The organism is Sphingopyxis sp. RIFCSPHIGHO2_12_FULL_65_19 (genome assembly GCF_001830555.1).
Lineage (GTDB): Bacteria > Pseudomonadota > Alphaproteobacteria > Sphingomonadales > Sphingomonadaceae > Sphingopyxis.
The window spans coordinates 19,558-22,740 of record NZ_MIAM01000039.1 but is presented as its reverse complement, the minus strand read 5'-3'; the positions used below and the strand labels follow the sequence as shown (position 1 = coordinate 22,740).

Annotated in this window: 2 protein-coding genes; both read left to right on the top strand. The window is 67.3% G+C overall.

Annotated elements, in window-relative coordinates:
* The first annotated feature begins 164 nt into the window (after positions 1–164).
* A complete protein-coding gene (locus A3E77_RS11460; RefSeq protein ID WP_293645990.1) occupies positions 165–1,553 on the top strand; it encodes a TIGR03013 family XrtA/PEP-CTERM system glycosyltransferase in 1,389 nt (462 codons plus the stop codon).
* Positions 1,532–3,183 (top strand): GAF domain-containing protein (locus A3E77_RS11455; protein ID WP_293645988.1); only part of this gene is annotated, 1,652 nt, incomplete at its 3' end. The genes A3E77_RS11460 and A3E77_RS11455, both read left to right, overlap by 22 nt.

The following is a 3,183-nucleotide window of genomic DNA, read 5'->3' as shown; positions in this document are numbered from 1 at the left end:
GGGTGCCCGCGCCGCCGCACAGGATTACGGGCTGGATCATCGATGTCATGCACCGGGTCTATCGCTTCGGATGCCGCGGGTCATCCCCCTTGGCGCGATGGGAAGTGTAAAATTAACCGACAGTTGACGCCTCGGCTGTAGTAACGCGGGCGTGAAAGGTTACCATGTTCCGGCTGTTCAAACATTATGTGCCGCACGCCGTCGTCTGGCTGGCGCTGCTCGAATTTCTGGCGCTCCTCGCGTCCGCGGAGGGCGCGTGGCATCTCTATGCGCGTCAGGCGGGCTTTGAAGCCGGGCCGCTCGGCGATCGCTGGTTGCCGCTGGCGACCTTCGGGCTTTCCAATTCGCTCGCGATGATGGCGACCGGAATGTACGGGAACGAGGGGCTGCGTTCGATGCGCTTCGCCACGGCGCGGCTGCTCGCGGCGATCTCGCTCGGGGTAATTTTCCTCTCGGTTCTGGGGTTCCTGCTGCCGACCGCGACCCTTTGGCGTGCCAACAGCCTTTATGCGATGGTCTTTGCGATCGCGTCGCTGTTCCTGATCCGCCTGGCGCTGACCCAATCGGCGGGAACCGAGGCGTTCCGGCGCCGCATCCTGGTGCTCGGCGCCGGGCCGCGCGCTGCCCGGCTCGCCGCGCTGGCCGAGGCGCCGGGGAGCGGGCTGGAGATGGTCGGCTTTGTCGCGATGAGCGGCGGCGAAACGACGGTGCCCGGCGCGATCCCGCGCGAGGCGATCGCCAATCTGTCCGATCATGTCGTGTCGCTGCGCGCCGGCGAAGTCGTGCTGGCGCTGGAGGAACGGCGCAACGCGCTGCCGCTGAACGACCTGCTCCGCGTCAAGACGACGGGGGTGCATGTCAACGATATCGCAAGCTTCATCGAACGCGAGACGGGGCGCGTCGACCTGGCGACGACGAACCCCAGCGGGCTGATCTTCTCGGACGGGTTTTCCGCCGGCCAGCGGATTTCCAAGGTCGGCAAGCGCCTGTTCGACATTCTTGCCAGCCTGATCGTCCTGGTCGTCGGGCTGCCGCTGGTGATCGTCGCCGGGATCGCGGTCATCCTCGATAGCCGCGGGCCGGTCTTTTATCGGCAGCCGCGCGTCGGCCTGTTCGGCGAATCCTATGACATCTTCAAGATCCGTTCGATGCGCACCGATGCCGAAGCCGGGGGCAAGGCGATATGGGCGAGCGAAAACGATCCGCGCGTCACGCGCGTCGGCCGGATCATCCGCAAGCTGCGCATCGATGAACTGCCGCAGACCTGGTGCGTGCTGAAGGGCGACATGAGCTTTGTCGGCCCGCGCCCCGAACGGCCGAGCTTCGTCGAGGAACTCGAAAAGAAGCTGCCCTATTATGCCGAACGCCACATGGTGAAACCCGGCCTGACCGGGTGGGCGCAGATCAACTATCCCTATGGCGCGTCGGTCGAAGATGCGCGCGTGAAGCTCGAATATGATCTTTATTATGCCAAGAATTACTCGCCCTTCCTCGACCTGTTGATCCTGCTTCAGACGGTGCGTGTCGTGCTGTGGCCGGATGGCGCGCGCTGACCATGGTCGTCGGACTGTCGCAGCTGTTGTCGGGCGTTGCGCTGGCGGCGTTCGCCGGTGTCGCGCCGTGGCTGCTGATGCGGCCGCGCGACCGGATGATGGCGTTGATGCCCGCCCCGCGCCTGCTCACCGCGAGCGCCGCGGCAACCGCCCTGTGGCTCGCCGTGGTCGCGGTCTTTGCGCCGGGATCGTCGCAGTCGCTGGTGGTTCAGGGCCTGCGCGACCTTGCGATGCTCGGCTGGCTGGGGGGAACATTCTGGTCGACGCGCGGCCCGATGTCGCGGCCTTTGCGCCTGATACTGCGCATGTTGGCGACGATCTGCGTGCTGACATTGCTGCTTGGCACCGCGGCGCACCTGCGCGCGGGCGCGGCGGCGGAACCGTGGATGGCGCCGACGCTGACCTTCGCTGCGATGATCGTTGCGGTCGGCGGGCTGCTGATCATCGACAGCGGCGTGCGCCACGCGGGGGCGGGGCAGCGGATGCCGGTCATGGCGGTGGCCGGCGGCTTCGCGATGCTATGGGCCTATGAACTGAACGCCCAATTGATCGGCGCGCTGACCGGCGAGACGGCGTCGACGCTGGTCGCGCTGTTGCCCGCGGTGGCGCTGCTGACCCTGCCGACCTATGTCGTCGCCGCGCTCGACGTCGGGCGCGAACGGATGCAATTGTCGCGCACCGCGGCGATGCGGACGCTGATCCTGCTCGGTGCCGCCGCCTATCTGGTGCTGATCGGGCTGACCGGCGCGGTCGCGCGCATGGTCGGCGGCGATTACGCCGAACTGGCGCAGGCAATCTCGCTCGCCGTGGCGCTGGGCGCCGGGGGACTGTTGCTCGCCTCGGCGCGCACCCGCGCCTGGCTGGCGGTGATGATCTCCAAGCATTTCTTCGAGCACCGCTATGACTACCGCGCCGAATGGATGCGCTTCACCGCGACGCTGGCGCAAGGCGTGTCCGGGGTCGGCGGCGCGGACGACCGCAATCTTTACCGCCGCGTCGCCAAGGCGCTCGCGGAACTGACCGGCAGCCCCGGCGCCCTGCTGATGTTGCCCGGCGCGTCGGGGGGCTTCCGTATCGCCGAACACTGGCATTGGCCGGGGGGGATCGACGACAGCGCGGCGGTGTCGCTGCGATCGGCCTTCATGCTCCAGGAGACGCAGCATATCGTCGATCTCGACGCCGAACGCCGCGGGCAGGGCAGCGCCGATCTTGCCATTCCCGACTGGCTGGTCGCCGACAGCCGCGCCTGGGTCGTCGTTCCGGTCCTGCATTTCCAGCGGATGATCGCGATCGTCGTGCTGCACCGCCCGGCGGTGTCGCGCGCGCTCGATTGGGAAGACCTGGACGTGCTGCGCATCGCGGGACAGCAGGCGGCGAGTTATCTCGCCGAATCGCAGAGCCAGCAGGCGCTGTCGGAGGCGCGGCGGTTCGACGAGTTCAACCGCCGCTTTGCCTTCATCATGCACGATATCAAGAATTTGGCGAGCCAGCTGGGACTGCTGGCGCGCAATGCCGAACGCCACGCCGACAACGCCGATTTTCGTGCCGACATGGTCGAAACGCTCAAAATCTCCGCGGGACGGCTCAGCGACCTGCTCGTCCGGCTGTCGCCTCGCGAGCGCGGGCCGAC